The 20123-nt window shown below is 71.6% G+C and carries 14 protein-coding genes and 1 pseudogene; 6 read left to right on the top strand and 9 right to left on the bottom strand.

Going from position 1 to position 20123, the window contains the following annotated elements; genetic code table 11:
- The first annotated feature begins 241 nt into the window (after nt 1-241).
- On the top strand, nt 242-1459 hold the full coding sequence (locus tag ACTYVM_RS20840; protein ID WP_445527364.1) for a hypothetical protein: 1218 nt from the start codon (nt 242-244) through the stop codon (nt 1457-1459).
- Between the two features lie 40 nt (nt 1460-1499).
- Here ACTYVM_RS20840 and ACTYVM_RS20835 read toward each other — a convergent pair whose 3' ends face one another.
- Together ACTYVM_RS20835 and ACTYVM_RS20830 are read right to left on the bottom strand one after the other, a co-directional pair.
- The gene (locus tag ACTYVM_RS20835) at nt 1500-3026 is read right to left on the bottom strand and encodes a hypothetical protein (RefSeq protein ID WP_445527363.1); all 1527 of its coding nucleotides are present in this window, start codon (nt 3024-3026) and stop codon (nt 1500-1502) included.
- Nucleotides 3027-3069: 43 nt separating this feature from the next.
- Complete coding sequence (locus ACTYVM_RS20830; protein ID WP_445527362.1) at nt 3070-4263, bottom strand: hypothetical protein; 1194 nt, start codon at nt 4261-4263, stop codon at nt 3070-3072.
- Between the two features lie 51 nt (nt 4264-4314).
- On the opposite strand from ACTYVM_RS20830, the gene ACTYVM_RS20825 reads away from it, so the two are divergent.
- Nucleotides 4315-5226: an endonuclease/exonuclease/phosphatase family protein gene (locus ACTYVM_RS20825; RefSeq protein ID WP_445527361.1), complete on the top strand. Its 912-nt coding sequence runs from the start codon at nt 4315-4317 to the stop codon at nt 5224-5226.
- A 157-nt stretch (nt 5227-5383) separates the two neighbouring features.
- On the opposite strand, the gene ACTYVM_RS20820 is transcribed toward ACTYVM_RS20825, so the two are convergent.
- Nucleotides 5384-9172 (bottom strand): bifunctional glycosyltransferase/CDP-glycerol:glycerophosphate glycerophosphotransferase, encoded by a 3789-nt coding sequence (locus ACTYVM_RS20820; protein ID WP_445527360.1) that lies wholly within the window; start codon nt 9170-9172, stop codon nt 5384-5386.
- 415 nt (nt 9173-9587) lie between these two features.
- On the opposite strand from ACTYVM_RS20820, the gene ACTYVM_RS20815 reads away from it, so the two are divergent.
- A complete protein-coding gene (locus ACTYVM_RS20815; protein WP_445527359.1) occupies nt 9588-10664 on the top strand; it encodes an LCP family protein in 1077 nt (358 codons plus the stop codon).
- A gap of 133 nt (nt 10665-10797) precedes the next feature.
- On the opposite strand, the pseudogene ACTYVM_RS20810 reads toward ACTYVM_RS20815, so the two are convergent.
- From ACTYVM_RS20810 to ACTYVM_RS20800, 3 genes and pseudogenes are all read right to left on the bottom strand, one after another.
- Nucleotides 10798-10950: pseudogene (locus ACTYVM_RS20810) on the bottom strand (IS5/IS1182 family transposase); the annotation flags it as partial.
- A gap of 623 nt (nt 10951-11573) precedes the next feature.
- Nucleotides 11574-12224 carry a response regulator transcription factor gene (locus ACTYVM_RS20805; RefSeq protein ID WP_067360243.1) on the bottom strand — a complete coding sequence of 217 codons (651 nt, stop codon included), beginning with the start codon at nt 12222-12224 and terminating at the stop codon, nt 11574-11576.
- Nucleotides 12212-13468: a sensor histidine kinase gene (locus tag ACTYVM_RS20800; protein ID WP_445527358.1), complete on the bottom strand. Its 1257-nt coding sequence runs from the start codon at nt 13466-13468 to the stop codon at nt 12212-12214. The genes ACTYVM_RS20805 and ACTYVM_RS20800 overlap by 13 nt, the downstream gene beginning before the upstream one ends.
- Nucleotides 13469-13603: 135 nt before the next feature.
- Between ACTYVM_RS20800 and ACTYVM_RS20795 the strand changes: the two genes are divergently transcribed.
- The 3 genes from ACTYVM_RS20795 (at nt 13604) to ACTYVM_RS20785 (ending at nt 15108) form a co-directional block, all read left to right on the top strand.
- Entirely contained in the window at nt 13604-14119 is a 516-nt protein-coding gene (locus ACTYVM_RS20795; protein ID WP_445527357.1) for a hypothetical protein, read from the top strand.
- Nucleotides 14116-14421 (top strand): hypothetical protein, encoded by a 306-nt coding sequence (locus tag ACTYVM_RS20790; RefSeq protein ID WP_445527356.1) that lies wholly within the window; start codon nt 14116-14118, stop codon nt 14419-14421. Before ACTYVM_RS20795 ends, ACTYVM_RS20790 begins: the two co-directional genes overlap by 4 nt.
- Before the next feature lie 291 nt (nt 14422-14712).
- Nucleotides 14713-15108 (top strand): PIN domain-containing protein, encoded by a 396-nt coding sequence (locus ACTYVM_RS20785; protein WP_445527355.1) that lies wholly within the window; start codon nt 14713-14715, stop codon nt 15106-15108.
- A 351-nt stretch (nt 15109-15459) separates the two neighbouring features.
- On the opposite strand, the gene ACTYVM_RS20780 is transcribed toward ACTYVM_RS20785, so the two are convergent.
- The 3 genes from ACTYVM_RS20780 to dxs all read right to left on the bottom strand — a co-directional run bounded on the left by ACTYVM_RS20780 (nt 15460) and on the right by dxs (nt 19966).
- Nucleotides 15460-16188, bottom strand: a complete 729-nt coding sequence (locus ACTYVM_RS20780; protein WP_445527354.1) for a sulfite exporter TauE/SafE family protein — start codon at nt 16186-16188, stop codon at nt 15460-15462.
- A 122-nt stretch (nt 16189-16310) separates the two neighbouring features.
- On the bottom strand, nt 16311-17825 hold the full coding sequence (locus ACTYVM_RS20775) for an amino acid permease (protein WP_445527353.1): 1515 nt from the start codon (nt 17823-17825) through the stop codon (nt 16311-16313).
- Nucleotides 17826-17998: 173 nt separating this feature from the next.
- Nucleotides 17999-19966, bottom strand: coding sequence for a 1-deoxy-D-xylulose-5-phosphate synthase (gene dxs / locus ACTYVM_RS20770; protein WP_445527352.1), 1968 nt, complete (start codon nt 19964-19966; stop codon nt 17999-18001).
- Nucleotides 19967-20123: the final 157 nt, after the last annotated feature.

The following is a 20123-nucleotide window of genomic DNA, read 5'->3' as shown; positions in this document are numbered from 1 at the left end:
CCGTCCGCCCCTGTCGCTCCTCGCAGCGGCGGGGGCGGACGCGTACCGCCTGGTCCTCCAGCCGTAGATCCTGACTTCGCCGGCAGGGTGGGTCGGCAAGCGCGTCACCCCCCGCTCGCCCGGCGCTCGCCCTGGTGGCAGACTTTCGATCCGCCGCACTGGCGCGAGGGCGTCGGGGGACAAGGGGGTGTGGCTTGTGCACGGGCGAAAGCATGACCTGGTGTGGGGGACGGTTCGGGTCGTGGTGGCCGTCGTGCTGCTCGGGTCGGCCTGGCAGATGGCACAGATCGCGGAGCGCAAAGGCGCGGACGACCGCGCCTTCCGACGCCTGGAGATACACGATGCCGAAGGGCGGGACACGGGCCGTCTGAAGGTGTGCGGGAACGGGTACCAGGAGCCCTTCTGCCTGCGGGCGGAGCACGTCACGGTGAACGACGTGATGCTGAAGCTGAACAAGAAGACCGGGGCCCGCTACCAGTTCGAGTTCGGCCGGTCCGGCGGGCGCACGCTGGATGTGTCGCTGGACGTCAGGAGCGACGACCAGGACTTCGTCGAGGCCGCCGGTGGGCGTGGAAAGGCGACCCTGTACTGGTGGCGTGACTCGTTGCGGCTCCTGAAGGTGTCGACCGGCGGTCAGGAGCGGACGCTCCGCGCGGCGCACTACCCGGGTTGGGCGTTCACGCCGCCCGCCGCGTTCGGCGCGGTCCTCGCCGGGCTGGGCTTGGCGGCCTTGTGGGCGGGGCTGTGGCGGATCGTGCGCGGGGGCGCGTCCCGGTTGAACCGGCCGTGGCAGACGACGGCGCCGGGGGTGACCTTCACCCTGGCAGGGCTGGGTGGGGCCCTGGGCGCGCTGTTCGCGACGAACTCGCATTCCGTCCGCACGGTGGCGTGGACCGCGGGTGTCGTGGGGGCAGTGAGCGCGGTGGGCGCGGCCCTCTGGGCCTACCGGTGGGCGCGGCGCAGCTTGCCGGAGGTGGAGCGGATGGAGCCGGTCGTACCGGTGGACGAGCACCGCTTCCCGGGGGTCGTGTGGGGACCGGGTCCGTGGAGGGGGCTGACGATCGGGTGGCTCCGGGCGGGCCCGCAGGGACTCGCCGCCGTGCCGCCCGGACCGGCCACGGGTACCGGCACCTTCGGAGTCCAGCCGTTCCCCGGGCGGTTGCGGCTGATCCGGGTGCGGACACCGTACCGGGACGACCCGCTGCGGGTGCGGTTCAACGGCTCCCCGCGCAAGTCCGACGGGGTGGATCGGGGTCCGTTCCCGGTCGTTGCCGAGTGCGAGGCCGTGGGCGGGCCGGTGCCCGGGGCGCGTGTGCTGATCGGCACGGACAAGGACGACATGCCCTACGTGCTCGGCGTGCTGTCCGCTGCCGCGTCGTCGTTCCCACCTGGCCACGACGACCGGGACAGCCACGACGTCCAGGGCCCGTCGCACGACGGCAGCACGGCGAGCCACTGATTCGGAAAGTCCACAGCACCAGGACCTGTTGCGAGAGTCCCTAGCGACTCCCCGCGCGGTACGGGGCCGTCGCCACCCCGGCGGGGGCAGGCATGACGCTGAAGAGGACCCGGGTCCCCGACGACTCCCCGCCCAAGGCGTCCACCGTGAAGACGTCGACGACGTGCAGGCCCTCGCTCCAGGGCCGGCCGGAGTCCCACGACCAGGTGCCGTCCGGGGCGACGGAGGCACGTCCCAACGGCACGCCCCTCTCCCGGAAGCCGACCTCGGTGGCGTCCGGGGCGGATCCGGCGAACACCACCCGAGAGTCCGTCACCTGCTCGTGCGCCAGGGGCTCCGACACCACCGGCGCCGGCGGGCCGTCCGCCGCGGCCGGCGGCACGGGACCCCGGCTCGCAGGCCGTGCCGCGGGGCCCGCCGGGACGGCCGCGGCCGCGCCGTCCACTGCGGTGAAGTCCACCTCGACGCGCGCCGTCTGGAAGCCGGCCGGGGCGACCGCGTAGAGCCTCACCGAGTGCCGGCCCAGGCTCCAGGCCCTGCCCGGTTTCCAGGACCAGTCGCCGTCGGCGGCGACATCCGCCTGCCCCAGGTACTTGCCGTGCTCCCAGAAGACCACCCGGACGGCGCCCGGGGCATGGCCGGTGAACCGTACGACGTCCCGGCGGACCTCCTCCCGCGAGGCCGGAGCCGTCACCACCGGCGGCGGGAACTCGTCCCCGCGCACCACGGAGGTGGCGGCGAGGTAGGACGCGATGGCCGACCGGTCGCGGTCGGGCTCCTCGGCGCCGTTGCGGACGTGGCCGAGGCGCGGTGGGAGGCCGTCCACGAGCAGGTTCAGGATGCCCATCAGGGCGGGTACGTTGCGCCGGGTCACCTGGGTGTGGTCGGTGATGAACGGCGACTCGCTGTGGATGAAGTTGAAGTTCTCGTACCGCTGGAACAGGCCCAGAAAGGGCTCCACCTGCTCCCTGTACTGCTCGTCCTGCGGGGAGGAGAGCAGGTAGATGTTGGCGGTCCGGCTGGTCTCGGAGCGGACCAGTTCGGGCAGGATCGCGTCCACGGCGCGCACGTTCTCCTCCGGCACCCCCGCCCCCAGCATGAAGGCGGCCACCCTGGGGTGCGTCTTGCGCACATACGTCCCGATCAGGAACTGCGGCACGATGGAAACGATGTTCCGGAAGCCGTGGCGCAGCCCGAAGTAGAGTGCCGCGCTGCCGCCCTTGGAGCCGCCCCACAGGGTGACGTCGTCCGGAGTGAGGGACAGGGACCTCATGACGTTGAGGATCAGCGCGGCGACGGACTCCGCCAGCGTGAAGTCCATCTCCTTGCACAGGTAGTAGCTGTTCATCCCGTCGAAGCGGTCACGGATCCAGAGAATGTTGGCGCGCACGTTGTCGAAGACGCCGTTCGACCAGCCGTAGTCCTCGGGCGCCGAGAAGTTGGCGAAGACGACGACCAGGTGCCGGTTGCCGCTCTTGGCGTGCGTGAACCGGTACTCGACCGGGAACGTCCCCGAGGCTTCGATGCCGACGAGCAGGTGCCGGCTGGGTGCGGGCGCTTTGGACATGTACGTGGTTCCAGTCTCTGAAGTGCTGCGAACTCGGCTGGGCTCAGTGCCCGGTGGATGCCGCGCCCGTGGGGACGTTCACGGCGAGCGCCTCCGGCCGCACTGCCGCGTTCCCGGACACGGTGAAGCGGACATCGGTACGCCCGGACTGACGGCCGTCCGCGTCCACGGCGAAGAGCCTGACCAGGTGCGGGCCGGTGCTCCACGGCGTGTCGCGGTGCCAGGCCCAGCCACCGTCGGCGGCGACCGGAGCGGACGCCAGGTAGGTGCCGTTCTCCCAGATGCTGACGCGCACGCCGCCGGGCGCGCGCCCCGCGAAGTGGACACCGGTGGGCGGCAGTTCCCCGTCCGCCGCGGGCACGGTCACGACGGGCGGGGCGAACTGGTCCCGCACCACCGACGTCGACTTCAGGAAGGCGTCGATCCGCGCCCTGTCGGCGTCGGGCTCCTCGTACCCGTGGCCGGTCAGGCCGATCCGGGGGGCGATCCCCTCGACGAGCAGATAGGCGATCCCGAGGAGAAGCGGCGCGTTGCGCTGGGTCACCTTCCCGTGGTCGCTGATGAACGGCGACTCGCTGAGGATGAAGTTGAAGTTGGGGTAGCGCCGCAGCAGTCCGAGGAACGGCTCCACCTGGTCGGCGTACTGCTCGTCCTGCGGCGAGGAGACCAGGTAGATGTGCGCGTCCCGGTTCGCACCCGACTCCAGCAGGCCGGGCAGGACCGAGTCGAGGAGAGCGACATTGTCCTCCGGCATCGACTCCCCCAGCATGTGCCGGCCGGTGTGCGGATACACGTCGCGTACGAAGGTGCCGATCCGCAACTGCGGAACACTGGCGACGATGTTGCGGAATCCGTACCTCAGGCCGAAGTGCAGCGCCGCGCTCCCGCCCTTCGAGCTCCCCCAGAGCGTGACGTCGCCGGGTGTGAGCCCCAGGGACGTCATCACCTTCGAGATGAGCCCGATCACGGACCGCTCGACGGCGAAGTCCATGTCCTTGCACAGGTAGTACGTGTTGCCGCCGTCGAACCGGTCGCGGATCCACAGGACGTTGGACCGGAGGTTGTCGAGGATGCCCGTCGCCCAGCCGTAGTCGTCCGGGGCGAAGAGGTTGGCGAAGACGACCATCAGGTGCCGGTTGCCGCTCCTCGCATGGGAGAACCGGTACTCGACGGGACAGCCGCCGGAGACGTATGTCCCCTGCGTCACCTGGCGGCCCTTCGCGGGTGCTTGAGACATGGTGGGTTCCACTCGTTGGCGTGTGACGGATCGACCGGTCATGATGTCCCGATGCCCTGGACCGTCCCCCGACCCGTTCCCCGCCGTCGCGGACGTCCCGGGCTCAGGGTGTTTGCCGCCGCGGCGGCGCTGCTGGGCCTCGCCGCCGCACTGACCGCGGGACGGGCGTCCGGTCCTGCCCGGTCCTCCGCGGCCGAGCGGACGCTCACCGTGGCGACCTGGAACATGTGCGGGGTGGAGCAGTGGAACTGCCGGGGCACCGGAAGCCGCGCCGTGAAGCGGGGCGAGCTGGAAGGGCTCGTCAACCGGTCCGGGGCCCGGGTGGTCCTGCTTCAGGAGGCCTGTGCCGGTGACCTGGAGACAGTACGCGCGGCCCTCGGCCGGACCTGGCACACGGAGTTCCGGCCCTACACCTGGCGCGACGCCTCGGGTCGCACCAGCGGCGTCCGCTGCGCCGAACCCGGGCAGGGCGCCGCCGGTTTCGCGCTGCTCTCGTCGTACCGGCTGTCCGCTGTCGCCACGGTGACCGCCCAGCAGCCCACCGCGGGACTGCGGCGGGGCATCCTGTGTGCCACGATCGCGTCGCGTGGCCTGCGGGTGTGCACCGCCCACCTCAGCCCGCGCGGAAGCGACCGGGCTCATCCGGACTGGGAGCTGCGCGACGACCAGCTCAGGGCGCTGGCGGCCGCGGTACCCGCGCGGCGCACCGTCTACGGCGGTGATCTGAACGTGGATCCGCCGGGACCGCGCAATCCCTCCTCGTGGGTCTGGTCGGGCGGCCCCTACCGCACGCACCGGGAGTGCGACCAGGCGTCCGCGTCGTCCCGTTCCGGCCGTGCCACGCATCTTTCCGGGCACAAGCTGGACTACCTGTTCACCGGGCTTCCCCGCGTCCGGTGCACCGTGCGCGACACCGGCGCCTCCGACCACTTCGCCCTGCTGCTCCAGGTGCGGACCGGATGAGGAAGCGCCGGCGGAACCCCCGTCCGGGCGTGCGGAGGTACCCGACGCGGTGACCGCCTCCGGCTGCTCCACGGGCGCGGTCATGGCCGTCGACGGCTGTTCGGGGTGACCGGCCGTCCGGACGAACGTCCGGGGGCCCGGCCGCTCTTCGTCGGCGTCACACGATCACGCCCTCGTGGGTACGGTCGCCGTCCGGATCCGGCCGGATCGCCCGCTCCAGCGGCCGCCGGAGCCGTGTCGGCCTCATCGGCACCGCCTGGGCGTACCGGTCCTGGGCGTCCTCGTACAGCGGGGTGAGCGCGCGGCCCGCGTGCCGGGTGCCGACCGTGCCGACCGCCGGAGCGTGCGCGTCCTCGGGCGCGAGGTCGCCGCCCGCGACCAGCATGCGGTCGGCGAGCCGTGCGGCGGCATGCCCGTCGTCCAGGTCGCAGAACTCGCGCTGGAACCGGCGGTAGCGCTCGGCGTACGCGTCCTGGATGCGGTCGATGTCCCGGATGGCGGTCACCAGGTCCTTCGAGCTGGACACCAGGGGGCCGGGCGCGCTGCGCTCGAAGTCGAAGTAGAAGCCGCGCAGGGTGTCGCGGTAGTGGTCGAGGTCGTAGGTGAAGAAGAGGATCGGGCGGCCGGTGTTGACGTGGTCGAACATCAGGGACGAGTAGTCCGTGATCATCACGTCGGTGATGAGGGAGAGGTCCGCCATGTCCGGGTAGTCGGAGACGTCGAAGACGAAGCCGTCCCCGGCCCCCGGCACCGGGTCCACCACGTTGGGGTGGCGCCGGACCAGGAGCACGTGGTCGTCGCCCAGCCGGGCGCGGGCGTCGGCGAGGTCGACGCGGAAGTCGAGCTTGTACTTGCCCGGGGCGTAGAACTGGTCGTCGCGCCAGGTGGGGGCGTACAGGACGACGCGCTTGCCCCTGGGCAGCCCGATGCGCCGGCGGATCCACTGCTCGCGCTGCTCCGTGCCGGGGCGGCGCAGGATGTCGTTGCGCGGATAGCCGCACTCGACCATCTCGCCGGGGAAGCCGAAGGCGCGCTTGAGGATCGGGGTGGAGAAGCTGTTGGGCGAGACCAGCATGTCCCAGTTGCGCACCTCCTTCTCGACCCGTTCCAGGTAGCGCTGGTCGGCGAAGTGGATGGCCTCGATGTCGTGGCCGATCTTCTTCAGCGGTGTGCCGTGCCAGGTCTGCACGACCACCTGGCCCTCGCGCTTGACGAACCAGTCGGGGAGGTGGTTGTTGGCGACCACGTACCGGCTGGTGGCCAGGGCCTCGTACCACTCGGGGGACCACATGCGGACGGCCTTCACGCTCGACGGGAGCGGAACCTGGTCGTCCCGTACGACCCACAGGTGGTCGAGGCGGACGCCGCGCCGGATCAGTTCCTCGTGCAGGGCCCGGGGGCTGTCGGAGTACTGGGTGCCCTTGAAGGTGTCGAAGAGCACCGCGGGGCGCACCGGTGTGCGACGGGCCGCCGGATAGGCCTTGGTGCGCAGCAGCTTCTGGCGGTACGGGCCGCGGGCGTCGTCGGGCATGGCGGAGTGGACGAGCAGGCTCAGGCGGTCGTAGGCCTCCGCCTGGAGCTCGTAGCGGCGCTCGTTCGCCTCGTAGTCCTGCGGGAACGCGGCCACGAGATCCTGCTCGATCTTCATCATCAGGTCGTCGAGCCGGTCCTCGCGGGCCACCGCGGACAGGTCCTGGCGGCGCAGGAAGAAGTCCCAGCGGCCGGCCGCGAGCGGGATGTCGCCGGCCAGGGTCCGCATCGCGGCGGGGGTCAGCACGCAGCGGAAGTCGCCGCCGTCCCAGACGAGGGGGACCTCGCGTTCGGCGCCGTGCGCCCGTGAGCGCACGACCAGGTGGGCCGCCTGGTGCTCGGCCGCGGAGAGCCGGTCCGCGGCCGCGTACCGGCCGCCGACCTCGAGCGAGCCGTCCTCGCGCCAGGCGAAACGGGTCACCGTGGGCAGGGTCGCGCGCTCGAACAGGACCAGGTAGCCCGAGCCGTTGCGGTGCACGACGAGCTCGCGGTCGCCTTCACGGGTCTGGAGCGAGGCGGGCATGCGGTAGTGCCCGTCGGCCGTGCCCTCGGCCATGACCGGGTAGATCGTCATCTTCCGGCCCTCGACGTGGAAGGTGGTCTTCCAGCCGTTGCCGCCCATGTTCCAGGACCGCGGGATCTCCTCCTGGTCCTGCGCGCCGGCCCGGAAACCCGGGACGAGTGCGCTCAGCGGCAGCCGGGTGGTGAAGGTGCTCCAGCCCTCGCCGCCCGGGGTGAAGCGCACCCCGGCGTCGTGGCGCCCGGCACCGCCCATGTCGGTGATCCGGAACTTGCCCCATGCGGGCACGGTCGGGCCGAGGTAGACGCCCCGGATCTCGAGCTGTTCACCGACGAGGCGGTGACCGGTGATCCGGCAGCGCACGATCTCCACGCGCAGCTTGAGCTTGCCCTGCACGAACAGCGGCAGGACGCGGGTGTTGCGGTCGACGTAGCGGTACGGCGGGTTGGCGGCGCTGTTGGCGGCGCCCCGGTCGACGCCCTGGTAGCGGAACAGCCCGCGGCTGAGGACACCGGCGGCGATGTCCCAGGTTCCCTCGACCCACTTGTCCTTCTGCTTCAGGCGGCTCGTGTCGAAGCGCGCCTCGAAACCGGCCCAGTCGTAACAGTAACGATTCTGCTGCGACTGTTCGGTGGCCTGCGGGGCGTAGGTCGTCTTCGCCGGGGCGACGAGCGTCCGCCCCTGCTTCTTGTTGCGCAGCGCGATCGCCTTCACCGACATGTGCTTCTTGTGCACGTTGATGAAACGGATGTACGCGGTGCCGGTGAGCGTCAGCAGATCGGAGTCGCCGTTCCAGCGGGCGCCGGTGAGCGAACCGTGCAGGGAGAACTCCTTGTCGAGGCGGTAGGCCTTCTTGTCCAGGCCCACCTCCCGGTCCCCGAGGTAGGGGTAGTTCAGGTAGCGGCGGAAACGCCGGTGCACGGGTATCGGGCCGCCGCGGCGCTCGAACGCGATGACCTCGAGAAGCTCGGTCAGCCGCCCGGCCCGCACCAGGTGCCACTTGACCCGGGCCTCCGCGGGCAGTTCGTCGATGATGGCGAGGTCGGCCTCGTCGAGGAACTCGTTGGCCCACTGCATGAAGGCCTCGCGGTACTCCTCGTCGGCCTCCGGCAGCACCTTCAGATGGAGCATCAGGTCGGACTTCAGGCAGGCGAGGTCGTACTTGCGCTTGCTCTCCTCGTACACGTCCGAGCCCTGGACGGCGAGGAAGCGGCTGACCGACTGCACGGCCAGGACCCGGTCGCGCAGGTTGGACAGTTCGGTGTGGCGCTGCGTGATCGAGGGGGCCGCCCCGCCCTCCCGGCGGCGCCAGAAGTAGACGATGTCGGTGACGACGTCGACCTTGTCGGCCCGGAAATGGGCGAACATGTTGACCCAGGAGTCCTCGTACAGGACGCCCTCGGGGAACTCGATGGAGTGTCGGTCCCAGAAGGACCGCCGGAACACCTTGTTCCAGACGGTACGGTCGTAGATCAGCGCCTCGAACCTGGTGATGTGGGTACCACGCCGGTTCTTCTGCATCGGGCCCTTGTGCAGCGGGGACTGCCACTTCTTGGTGGAGTTCATCATCTGCACGTTGCCGGAGACGAAGTCCGAGCCGGACTCCTCCAGGGTGCGCACCAGCAGTTGGTAGGTGTACTCGGGGATGACGTCGTCGCCGTCGACGAAGGCGAGGAACTCGCCCTCGGGGTGCATCGCGCGCAGGCCGGTGTTGCGGGCGTGGCCGGGGCCGTGCGGCTCCTGACGGAGGAGCCGGAAGCGCGGGTCACGAGCGCAGAAGTCCTCGGCGATCGCGGTGGACCCGTCGGTGGAGCCGTCGTCGACGAGGATCACCTCGAAGTCACGGAACGACTGACGTGCCATCGACTCCAGGCACTCCGCGAGGTAGACCTCCACGTCCTGAAACGGAACGACAACACTCAGACGCGGATGGACCGCCAACTCGTACTCCCACTAATGCACTTCGCCCACCAGACGGCACACCACTCCACAGTGGACGCCCACCCCCCTGCTCGGCGTGCCCGTGCGGCCCCTGGCCGCGTGGAACATCGCACGATTCTCGTGAAGACGGCCTTGAGCCCCCCTCATCCGCCGTTCACGATTTCGACATCTTATGTCGATCTTAGGGAAGGTCAAGGGAGAGCGGGACGTGGGACCGACGAACCGCCCCCAGGTCGCCCACCGGCAGGAACCGCAGGTGGAGTTGCTTATAGTTCTCCCCACTGCATTGACCACGCAGTGGGCCGGCCTCCCCCACCCGGGCCCTGCCACTCCGCCGGAGCGGAGCCCGTAAGGAGAGGAACCGAACCCGATGTCGAAAACGATGGAGCCCCCGCGTGCCGCCGAGGCGCCCGACGGCGGGCACCCCCCGCGGCGCAGGCGGCGTTGGGGAAGCATCGTGCTGCTGACGCTGCTGGTGCTGGTGCTGGTCTCGGGCGGCGTCGCCTACTGGCTCTTCAACAGCCTGGACAACAACATCAAGGGCGTCGACATCGACCGGGCCATCGGCGACGACCGGCCCGAGAAGCTGCCCACCTCCGGGCAGAACCTCCTGATCCTCGGCTCCGACTCCCGCGCCGGCGCCAACGCCGCGCTCAACACCGGCAAGGTCGCCGGCGCCCGCTCCGACACCGCGCTGGTGATGCACATACCCGAGGGCCGCACCGAGGCCGTCGCCATCAGCATTCCCCGCGACACCCTGGTGACCCGGCCCGAGTGCACGAAGTCCGACGGCACCACGGTGGCGTCGGCGAACCGCGTGATGTTCAACTCCATCTACGGGCAGGTCGGCCCGGCCTGTGTGGTGAAGACCGTGGAGAAGATGTCCGGCATCCGCATGGACCACTACATGGAGATCGACTTCGCCGGCTTCAAGGGGCTGGTGGACGCGGTAGGCGGGGTCACCGTCACCGTGGACCAGGACATCCACGACAAGTCCAGCGGCCTGGACCTGACCGCCGGCACCCACCGCCTGGACGGCACCCAGTCCCTCCAGTTCGTCCGCACCCGGCACGGCATCGGGGACGGCAGCGACCTCGGACGCATCAGCCTCCAGCAGCAGTTCATGCTGGACCTGCTGAGCGAGATCAAGAAGCAGGACCTCCTGGGCAGTCCCACCAAGGCGTTCACGATCGCCGACAAGCTCACCGCGGCCCTCACCACCGACTCCGAGCTGGCCTCGCTCACCAAGCTGGCGGAGTTCGGGCGCAGTCTGAACGGGGTCGACCCGTCCAGCATGGAGACGATCATGCTGCCGGTGATGTACGACAAGACCGACCCCAACCGCGTCGTGGCCGCGGAGCCCCAGGCGACCGAGCTGTGGAAGGCTCTCCACGACGACACCGCCATCCCGGAGTCCGCCCGGAAGTCCCCGGCGACGGGCGGTTGATCCACACGGCGGAGATCCACGCGGCGGAGCCGGTGCCCGCCGGGCGGGACGGGTCGGGCGACCAGGCGGTTTCGTTTGGATCACCTGGCTGACCAGAGGAAGATGCTCGCAACGTGGAGTCCGGCCAGGTAGATGACTGCTGACTTCTCGTAGCGAGGACTGCCGCTGGCCGGGTCCGGGGCCGTCCACGCCGTCGGGGAACACGCAGCCGCGCCATCACGTCAGCGAAGGCAGGCGCGTCACCGGCTTGTCCGGCGGTGAGATGGAAGGCCAGGTGAGGTTCCCCCGAGATGCGGGGAGCAGGTAGTGACCCGCGGCGGCACGGGGATCTGCGAGGGACCAACCCCGCGGGTGCGGGGAGCAGGTCCTCGCGCCCGGGCCGCTGACGAAGGTCTTCGCCCCGGGACCGGACATGCAGCACCTGTCCGACTCCCTCACCGAACTCAGCACACTGCTCCCCCTGGTGACCGCCCAGGGCCAGGACATCCGTACGGCCATGGCCACGGGCGCTCCGGCCGCCCGCAAAGCCCACGCCCGAACCGCAACGGACCCCGCCCACACCGTCGCCGCCGTCGGCCGCGCGATCAAGGCCCTCGGCGGCGCCCAGGCCGATCAGCTCTTCATCGACCACTTCACCTCGGCCTACGCCAACCCGCGTGCCCACGCCGACTTCGCCCGAAGCCGGATCGCCACCCACCTCACCGCCGCCCGCACCGCGCCGGCCGAAGCCACCGGCACGCTGCGCAGCGCCGCCACGAGCGCGGACCTCGCCGAGCAATGCGTTCTCGCCGCCCGAAAGCGCAGCCCGCAGGCGGCCTCGGCGGCTCCCGGCCAGTCCTCCCCGGCTCCGGCCGACTCCCACGCCTGCTCAGCACCGTTGTCGACTGGGCATGCGGCCGTGATCGCGCACTATGCGGTCGCAACGCCCAGGAAGCGCAGCACCGCCAGGACGCGGCGGTGGTCGGCGTCGGCCTTGGGCAGGTCGAGCTTGGTGAAGATGCTGTTGATGTGCTTGGCGACCGCGCTCTCGCTCACGACCAGCTCGGCGGCGACGCCGGAGTTGGACCGGCCGCCCGCCATCAGCTCCAGCACCTCCCGCTCGCGCGGTGTCAGCCGGTCGAGCGGATCGCTGTGCCGGCGCACCAGCAGCTGCGCGACGACCTGCGGGTCGAGCGCGGTGCCGCCGGCCGCCACCCGGCGTACCGCCTCGGCGAACTCCTCGACGTCGGCGACCCGTTGCTTGAGCAGATAGCCGACGCCCGAGGTGTTGGCGGCGAGCAGATCGGCGGCGTACCGCTCCTCCACGTACTGCGACAGCAGGAGCACGGCGGTACGCGGGTACTGGCGGCGGATCACCAGCGCGGCGCGCACTCCCTCGTCGGTGAAGCCGGGCGGCATGCGCACGTCGACCACGGCGATGTCGGGCCGGTGCTCCTCGACGGCCGCCAGCAGCCCTTCTGCGTCGGCGACTTGCGCGCACATCTCGAAGCCGGCCGCCTCCAGCACCTTGACCACACCGATGCGGAGCAAGAGGGAATCCTCGGCGATCACGGCGCGCACGGCAGCTCCACGGTGATGACGGTCGGCCCCCCGGCGGGGCTGCGGCAGGAGAACGTGCCGTCGACGGACGCGACGCGCTTGGCGAGCCCGGCGAGCCCGGTGCCGCCGGCCGCCGCGAGATCCGCGCCGCCCGCTCCGTCGTCCGCGACGACCACCAGCAGTGTCTCCCCGATCCGGTCCACGGTCACGTCCGCCCGGGTCGCCTGGGCGTGTTTGACCACGTTCGTCAGGGCTTCGGAGACCACGAAGTACGCGACGGCCTCGACCGTGGGTGAGGGGCGCTGCGGCAGGTCCACCGCCACGCGCACCGGGATCGGGAGGCGGGCGGCGACCCCGGACAGCGCGGCGTCGAGGCCGCGGTCCTCAAGGACGGCCGGATGCAGACCGCGCACCAGGTTGTTCAGCTCGGCGATCGCCTCCTTCGCCTCGCGGTGCGCCTCGTCGATCACCTTGCGGGCGTCCTCCGGCAGGTCGCCGAGGGTGGACCTGGCCAGGCCCAGGTTGACGGCGAGTGAGACGAGGCGCTGCTGCGTGCCGTCGTGCAGGTCGCGCTCGATCCGCCGCCGCTCGGCGTCGGCGGCGTCGAGCACGCCGGCCCGGCTCTCGGCGAGGTCGGCGACCCGGCGGGCCAGCTTCTCCGTGCGGCTGGGGCCGAGCAGGACCTCGGCCGCCCGGGTCTCCAGCCGCACCAGAGCGCCGGTCAGCCGGGGCCCGAGGAACAGCAGGGCGAGACCGCCGGCGGTGATGTACGCGGCCTGCGTGGTGTACCCGAGGTCGGTGACCCGCCACTGCGGGGGCAGCGCCCAGATCCACACGTAGATGGAGGCGGCCACGAGAGCGGCGGCCCAGACGGCGAGGACGGCGAGGTCCAGGACGGCGAGCAGCGGACCCGCCACGGCGTGGTAGCAGACCTGCCGCCACAAGGCCCGCGTGGCCAGCCGACGTACCGCCGACGTCCAGTTGCGTCCCGGCCCGGGTACGGCGGGGCGCGGGAGATCCTTGCCGACGAGCGCCCGGTAGCGCCGCCGCTGCCCGACGGTCAGCAGGGGTGTCACCACGAGCGTGAGCAGCACGGGCAGCGGAGTCACGGCCGGCACCAACGCCGCCATCGTGCCGAGCAGCCAGAGCCACAGTGGCACCACGGCGAGGTGGAGCGGCAGGCCGGCGGCGAGGAGCGCGGTCCGGTGTCCCGCCCTGCGGAACGGCCGGCCCAGCACCAGCTGAAGCCACGTCGTGAGTTGCATGCGTCAAACGGTAAAGCCGCAGGCCATCCCCGTGCCATGACGCTCCCGCCCGGTTCGGGGGTGCACTTTTCTCCACCCCGGGTCGGAACCCTGCGTGACTGACGGCGCCCCGGTGTGCGGCGGAGGGTGGAGCACGTGAAGGGGAGAACCGGCGGGGAGCGGGGGAAGACGATGCGTCAACTGGTCTTGTGCGATGAGGAAGTGGCCAGCGCCGAGGACTTCGACCGCGCCGAGGTCATCCCGCTCCACGAAGAGGCGGAGGAGCCGCGCCCGGCGCGGGGCATGCGGCGGGCCGGGGGGCTGCTGGTCGCCTGCGGGCTCGCCCTGCTGCCGTGGCTGTACGTGCTGGCCACCGGCCTGCCGGCCACCGCGACCGCGGCGCACTGGCCGGTCGCCTGGGTCGGGCTCGACGCGCTGGAGGCGCTCGGCCTGATCGCCACCGGCCTCCTCGCCGCCCGCGGCGACCGGCGGCACGCCCTGGCAGCCGCCGCGACCGCGACGCTGCTTGTGGTGGACGCCTGGTTCGACACCACGACCGCGGCCCCGGGCGGCGACTTCGCCACCGCGGTCGCCATGGCGCTCGGCGCCGAGCTGCCGCTCGCCGCGCTCTGCGGCCGGCTGGCGCTGCGGGCGCTGAGCCGGCACGCGTGACGCCGACCGCTGCCGTGACCGCGCTCGGCGAGATCCCCGAGCCGGATCGGGTACTGCGCGAGGCGGCACGGGTGCCGGCACCAGGCGGGCGGCTGGTGATCGGCGAGTTCTTCGACCGGCACTGGATCCCCTTCGGCCGGCTGCACCGGCTCGCCGACGCCGCCAGCCTCCACCTGACCGAGCACCGCGGCCCAAGCCCGGCATACCTCGCCCGCTTCCGACCCTGCAGAGCCGACGCGCCAGGCCACCAGAGCGAGCGCCTCGCCCACAGCGACCGGGACACCAACGACGGGGAAGCGTGAGCACCGCACGCAGGGACCGCGATCACCGAGCTGAACAACCTGGCGCGCGGTAGGCCGCTCCAGGAGGAGAGGGGGCTCCGCCCCAACCGCGGCCAGCCACATTGGGGGAGCATCGCAAGGCGGAGCATCGCCCGCGTACTGGATGTACTCGGGTGATGCGACAACGCGGCGAGGTGCCGTGCCGGCCGCCGCGAGCCGGTGAACCTTTCCGGTCGCGGCACTAGCCCGCGGGCCCACCACGTCAGCGGCACCGGTAGCGTGTCCGGTCCCGACCGGAAGGAACGACCCGGGATGCCGACCCTGCTGATCGTCGACGGGGCCAACGTCGTCGGCTCCGTACCCGACGGGTGGTGGCGCGACCGGCGGGCCGCCGCCGAACGCCTGCGCGACCGGCTCGCCGGGTACGTCGAGGAAGGCGTTCCGGGTGTGCCGGGTCCGCTGGAGATCGTCCTGGTCCTGGAGGGCGCCGCGCGGGGCGTGCCGTCCGTGCCCGGCGTACGGGTCGAGGAGGCCCCCGGCAGCGGTGACGACCACATCGTCGGCCTGGCCGCCGCCGCGGCGGACCGGGTCCGCGTGGTCGTCACCGCCGACCGCGAACTCCGCCGCCGGGTCACAGCGACGGGCGCCACCACACTGGGCCCACGCACGCTGCACGGCCCCACCTCGAAACCCGGCTCCGAGCCGTAGCCCGCCCATCCTCCGCCCCGGGGCCCGCTTCCGACTCCGGCTTCGGCTCCGGCCGTGGCCCGAGTCCCACCCCGGCTGCGCCTCCGGCTCCGGCCCCGACTTCGGCTTCGGCTTCGGCTTCGGCTTCGGCTCAGGGCCCCTTCCCGAGTCCCGCTCAGGCTCTGGCCCAGGGCTCGCCTTCGGCCCCGAACCCGGCTCCGGCCGCGGCCCGAGTCCCGCCCCGGCGCCGGTTCCAGCCCTGGGCCCCGGCCCCGACTCCAGCCCGGGCCCCGGCCCGGTGGCCGCGGTGGCTCCGGGCCGGGGACTCGGTCGCGGGGCCCGGGCAGGGGGAAGGCGAGTGGTCGGGGTGGGTCAGTTCAGTGTGGCCTGGTAGAGGGCCACGCAGGCGCTGGCCACCAGGACGCCCAGGACGATGCGCTTGAAGCGGGCGGGGTCCGTGCGGGCGAAGAGGCGGTCGCCGAGCCACCAGCCCACCAGCAGGCCGGGAAGCCCCACGCCGGTCAGCAGCAGGCTGTCCGCGGTCAGCCGGCCGACGGCGAGGAATCCGGCGAGGGCCAGGGCGTCCTGGACGCAGAACGTGGCCTGGAGCGTGGCCCGGAACTCGCGGGGCGCCAGTCCCATCGCCTGGAAGGTGGCGACCAGCGGCGGTCCGTTCATACCGGTCGCGGTCAGCAGTGCCCCGCTGGCGAAACCCGAGGCGAGGGTGGGGCCCGTCCCGCGCCGGAAGGTCAGGCCGCGGCCGATCAGGACGGCGAACACCAGCACCACGCAGGCGATGAGGGCCGACAGCGAGCGGGCGCCGAGCACCGTCACCGCGAGCAGCCCGAGCGGCATGCCGGCCAGTCCCGCGGCACTCACCAGCCCCGCGGTGCGCACACCGACGTGCTCCCGCTGGTGGACGCAGACCGCCAGCGAGAGCACCCCGCCCAGCGCGGTGACCACCACGACGGCGTTCTGAGGGCTGGTCAGCAGCGTCAGCAACGGCACCGCCACCAGCGCGAACCCGAAGCCGCTCAGCGCCTGCGCGAACGACGCCAGCGTCGTCACCAGCGCCACCTCGGCGATCAGGGTCGCTGTCACCTGCTCCCCCTCCGGCCCGCTGCCGCCGGGGTGGCCCGTCCGTCCCCGTAGCTGCCCGAACACTACCGAGCAGCAGGACGCCGGCCGTCAGGGGGCCCGTCGAACGGCCTCGCCGCTGTCCGCTAGGAGGCGCCCGCGTCACCCGTCCCGCGGCGCTCCAGCGCCTGGCGTTGGCCGAGCCTGCTGTGGGTGCGGCCGTAGAGGAAGTACACGACGAAGCCGATGACCATCCAGATGGCGAAGCGGAGCCAGGTCTCGGCCGGGAGGTTGAGCATCAGCCAGAAGGAGGCGCAGACGGAGAGGACCGGGATCACCGGGACCCAGGGGGTGCGGAAGGCGCGGGGCAGGTCGGGGCGGGTGTTGCGCAGGATGATCACGCTGATCGCGACCACGACGAACGCGAACAGGGTGCCGATGTTCACGAGTTCGGCGAGTTCGCTCAGGCTGGTGAAGCCGGCCACGACGGCGATGACCACGCCGAGCAGGATGGTCGGCCGGTACGGGGTGCGGAACCGCGGGTGGGTGTGCGAGAAGAACCGGGGCAGCAGCCCGTCCCGGCTCATCGCGAAGAAGACCCGGGCCTGCCCCAGGAGCAGGATCATGCACACCGTGGTCAGCCCGACGGCCGCGCCGAAGCTGATCAGGCCCGCGTACCACGGGTGCCCGGTGGCCTTGAACGCGTCGGCGAGCGGCGCGTCCACGGACAGCGCGCTGTACTTCTGCATACCGGTGACGACGATCGACACGGCGACGTAGAGCACGGTGCAGATGACCAGCGAGCCGAGGATGCCGCGCGGCACGTCGCGCTGCGGGTTGCGGGTCTCCTCGGCCGCGGTGGCCACGACGTCGAAGCCGATGAAGGCGAAGAAGACGACGGACGCGGCGGTGAAGATGCCCATCACACCGAAGCTCGAGGGCGCCCAGCCGAACATCAGCTGGATGAGCGGTGCCTTGAGGGTGCCGCCCGCGGGCACCGGCTGCGGCTTCGGGATGAACGGGGCGAAGTTGCCGCCCTTGACGAAGAAGGCACCCGCGATGATCACGACGAGCACCACGGCCACCTTGACGGCGACGACGACCGTGGTGACCCGCGCGGACAGCTTCATGCCGAGGACGAGGATGACGGTGAGGACCAGAACCAGGAGGGCGGCGAGGATGTCGAAGCCGAAACCGGTCGCGGTGTCCCGGCCGCTGAGGTACTCGGGCAGGTGCCAGCCCGCGTTGTCGAGCAGCGAGTGGACGTACCCGGACCATCCGACGGCGACCACCGCGGTGCCGAGCGCGAGTTCCAGCACCAGGTCCCAGCCGATGATCCAGGCGGGGAACTCGCCGAGCGAGGCGTAGGAGAAGGTGTAGGCGGAGCCGGCCACCGGAACCGTGGAGGCGAACTCCGCGTAGCAGAGCGCGGCGAGCGCGCAGACCACCCCGGCCACGACGAAGGACAGGGAGACGGCGGGGCCGGCGGTGTTCCTGGCCGCCGTGCCGGTGAGGACGAAGATGCCGGTGCCGATGATGACACCGACGCCGAAGACGGTCAGGTCGAGGGCGGAGAGGGACTTTCTGAGAGCGTGCTCGGGTTCCTCGGTGTCCTGGATCGACTGCTCGACGTTCTTCGTCCTGAAGAGGGTGCTGCTCACGGGCGTGACCTCCCCTGCTGGTCGTCCTCGACATGGCTCGGCATGATCGAGAGAGCTGGGGATGCGTATGCCCCGGCACTCGCAGGTTCACGCAGACGGGCCGGTCGCGCCACCCGTAAGAGGGGGTACGACCGGCCCGTGCCGTCAGCCGACGGTCCCGGCTGTCCCGCTGCTCAGTCGCGCGCGGGCTGCACCGCCGCGTCGACCTGTGCCTCGACCTCCGCGTCGACCACTGCCTCGACCGCCGGCTCCGGCCGCTCGAACCGGCCGTCCAGCTTGGAGACCAGGCCCGTGACCTGACGGGCGATGTCCGGCGCGGTCAGGCCGATCTCCGCCAGCACCTCCGCGCGGGAGGCGTGGTCGAGGAAGCGCGGCGGGATGCCGAAGTCGCGCAGCGGCATGTCCACGCCCGCGTCGCGCAGTGCCTGGGCGACCGCCGAGCCGACGCCGCCGACACGGGAGTTGTCCTCGACGGTGACGACCACGCGGTGCCGCGCGGCGAGCGGGGCCATGGCCTCGTCGACGGGCTTGACCCAGCGCGGGTCGACGACGGTGGTGGTGATGCCCTGCTTGTCGAGGAGCGTGGCCACCTCCAGGCACATCGGGGCGAGGGCGCCCACGGAGACGAGGAGGACGTCCGGGGTGTCGGTGCCGGGCTCGCGCAGGACGTCCATGCCGCCGACGCGGCCCACCGCGGGCACGGCGGGGCCGACGGCGCCCTTGGAGAAGCGGACCACGGTCGGCGCGTCCTCGACCTCGACGGCCTCGCGCAGCTGGGCGCGGACCTGGTCGGCGTCGCGCGGGGCGGCCAGCCGCAGCCCCGGGACGACCTGAAGGATCGACATGTCCCACATGCCGTTGTGGGAGGCGCCGTCGGTGCCGGTGACACCGGCCCGGTCCAGGACGAAGGTCACCCCGCACTTGTGCAGGGCCACGTCCATCAGGACCTGGTCGAAGGCGCGGTTGAGGAAGGTGGCGTAGACGGCGAAGACGGGGTGCACCCCGGCGTGGGCGAGGCCGGCCGCGGAGACGGCGCCGTGCTGCTCGGCGATGCCGACGTCGTAGACCCGGTCGGGGAAGGCCTTGGCGAACTTGTCCAGGCCGACCGGCTGGAGCATGGCCGCGGTGATGGCGACGACGTCCTTGCGCTCCTTGCCGAGCCTGACCATCTCGTCGCCGAAGACGGAGGTCCAGTCGGCGCCGGAGGTCGAGATCGGCAGTCCGGTGTCGGGGTGGATCTTGCCGACGGCGTGGAAGCGGTCGGCCTCGTCCTGAAGGGCGGGCTGGTAGCCGCGGCCCTTCTCGGTGAGGCAGTGCACGATGACGGGACCGTTGAACCGCTTGGCGCGGGCCAGCGCCGACTCCAGGGCCTCGATGTCGTGGCCGTCGATGGGGCCGACGTACTTCAGGCCCAGGTCCTCGAACATGCCCTGCGGGGCGATGAAGTCCTTCAGGCCCTTCTTGGCGCCGTGCAGGGTCTCGTACAGCGGTCTTCCGACGACCGGGGTGCGCTCCAGGACCTCCCGGGTGCGGGCCAGGAAGCGTTCGTAGCCGTCGGTGGTGCGCAGGGTCGCCAGGTGGTTGGCCAGGCCGCCGATGGTGGGCGCGTAGGAGCGCTCGTTGTCGTTGACGACGATGACGAGCGGGCGGTCCTTGGCGTCGGCGATGTTGTTCAGCGCCTCCCAGGCCATGCCGCCGGTCAGCGCGCCGTCGCCGATGACCGCGGCGACGTGGCTGTCCCGCTCGAGCAGCTGGTTGGCCTTGGCGATGCCGTCGGCCCAGCCCAGCACGGTGGACGCGTGGCTGTTCTCGATGACGTCGTGCTCGGACTCGGCCTGCGAGGGGTAGCCGGACAGGCCGCCCTTCATCTTCAGCTTGGAGAAGTCCTGGCGGCCGGTGAGCAGCTTGTGCACGTAGGACTGGTGGCCGGTGTCCCACAGCACCTTGTCCTTCGGCGACTGGAAGACCCGGTGCAGGGCGATGGTCAGCTCCACCACACCGAGGTTGGGGCCCAGGTGGCCGCCTGTCTTGGAGACCTCGGTGACGAGGAAGGTACGGATCTCCTGCGCCAGCTGGTCGAGCTCCTCCAGGCTGAGCCGGTCCAGATCGCGCGGTCCCCTGATGCGGGTCAGCAGCGGCACCCGTGCCTCCTTCGTAGAGCTGATCGAGCTGTTGTCGGGCTCGTCGAGTCTAATGTTCCGTCCTAGCGGCCGGTGCCCGGGCGGTGGGTGATGGCTCACGCGAACGGTCGTACCCCGCGGAAACCCTGTTCAGGCGCGGCCGTGCCCGGCACCGACG

The sequence above is a fragment of the Streptomyces cyslabdanicus genome, from assembly GCF_052663305.1.
This window is presented reverse-complemented; position numbering and strand designations above follow the sequence as displayed.

Bases quoted from the DNA above. Each gene is read 5' to 3' on its own strand.
- ACTYVM_RS20835 (WP_445527363.1), bottom strand. From the start codon at position 3,026: ATGTCCAAAGCGCCCGCACCCAGCCGGCACCTGCTCGTCGGCATCGAA.
- ACTYVM_RS20830 (WP_445527362.1), bottom strand. From the start codon at position 4,263: ATGTCTCAAGCACCCGCGAAGGGCCGCCAGGTGACGCAGGGGACATAC.
- ACTYVM_RS20825 (WP_445527361.1), top strand. From the start codon at position 4,315: ATGCCCTGGACCGTCCCCCGACCCGTTCCCCGCCGTCGCGGACGTCCC.
- ACTYVM_RS20815 (WP_445527359.1), top strand. From the start codon at position 9,588: ATGTCGAAAACGATGGAGCCCCCGCGTGCCGCCGAGGCGCCCGACGGC.
- ACTYVM_RS20800 (WP_445527358.1), bottom strand. From the start codon at position 13,468: ATGCAACTCACGACGTGGCTTCAGCTGGTGCTGGGCCGGCCGTTCCGC.
- ACTYVM_RS20785 (WP_445527355.1), top strand. From the start codon at position 14,713: ATGCCGACCCTGCTGATCGTCGACGGGGCCAACGTCGTCGGCTCCGTA.